Source organism: Oleiphilus sp. HI0086 (assembly GCF_001635225.1).
Genome location: NZ_LWFZ01001439.1, coordinates 1 through 1,234, shown reverse-complemented (window position 1 = coordinate 1,234; position 1,234 = coordinate 1). Strand labels below are relative to the sequence as shown.

At 42.1% G+C, this 1,234-nt stretch carries 2 protein-coding genes; both read right to left on the bottom strand.

Annotation, left to right across the window (positions count from 1 at the left end; all coding sequences use genetic code 11):
• Positions 1 to 154: 154 nt before the first annotated feature.
• Positions 155 to 1,018 (bottom strand): DUF4892 domain-containing protein, encoded by an 864-nt coding sequence (locus tag A3756_RS24490; protein WP_068553128.1) that lies wholly within the window; start codon positions 1,016 to 1,018, stop codon positions 155 to 157.
• Positions 999 to 1,234: alpha/beta fold hydrolase (locus tag A3756_RS28320; RefSeq protein ID WP_368664623.1), on the bottom strand; the 236-nt coding region annotated here is incomplete at its 5' end. The genes A3756_RS28320 and A3756_RS24490, both read right to left, overlap by 20 nt.

Below are 1,234 nucleotides of genomic sequence, written 5' to 3'. Positions count from 1 at the left end.
AAACCGCCACATTTTATTGCTTTTATTGGAAAAAATTCTGCAATATCCAATAAAGTATTGTTTAAACAAGCAGAATTATCAACAAATCTTTGTGTTTAGATTTGTTAAGTTTAAGTTTCATAAAAATGCACAACGAATACTGAACAATTAACGATCAATACGCATACAACCTGAACCAAACAGGAAGCTTTTCAAACGAAGGCTCTCCATGCAATGGCCCAAGTACTCGAAGCGTGATAGGTAATTTGGCTTGCCCTAGGGATTTACTTAACACTGCTACCTGAACCTCACCTTTTGTACGCAACTGATCCCAAAGCACTTTGGTTGGCTTCAGTTCTTGATCTGCATAGACAACCAAATATAGCTCAGAGGCTTCTACCGACTCAATATACCGGGCTATTGCCTCCGCTTGGTTTTTCGTAACATCACCCTCGCCCATGGAAGACCCGTTAAGCCAGACACCAACTGGCTCCGCATAATCCCCATCAGCAGCCGAGCTTTTGGTCACAGTCAGCTCATATATGAAACGCTGCCTAAGGCCATTCTGCACAAAATAGACGGCCGACCAGACTTCTTTCCCCTTACTGAGTGCCCTGCTTGCAACATAGTATTGATCACTATCACGGCCATACAGCTTATGCTCATCAAAAATTTTGTTCGCCCAGTAATTACTGCTGCCACAAGCGCGTTTTTTACACTGGAATAAGATTTCGCCTTTTACTGCTGCAGACTCCAGGTAATAATCAAAAGCCTGACTTAGCTCAACACCACTTTTGAGCCGATATAAACGTGACTCGACATCACCTGCAACAAACTCTTGCTTCTCGATACTCAAGGTATTACTGATGCGCTTCGGCGCGCTCAAAACGATCATCTGTTCAGAAGCTAAGCTTTCAACACTGCCCTCTAAAGAGACAGCCTTATAATTTTCCAAGCCTGAACTCAGCACATCCTGTACCAAGAAAAAAGATAGCAATAAAGTGAAAACCAGACTCTTTTTACTTATCGATAATTTCATCAATTAACTCCGCTGTTGCTGCAACATCACCATCCATGTGGAAGTGATGCCCACCTTCTAGGTCAAAGCGCGTAACATCCTTAAAATAAGATACCCGTTTTTGAGTCCTCTGAGCATCCGAGAAATACCCTTGTTTACCACATAAAACAAAGACCGGACATTCGATACCATTTAACACAACTTCAACTTGTTTTTCAGAAAACCGTACCATAGAAG

Coding starts and splice junctions, on each gene's coding strand:
- A3756_RS24490 (WP_068553128.1), bottom strand. CDS start 1,018: ATGAAATTATCGATAAGTAAAAAGAGTCTGGTTTTCACTTTATTGCTA.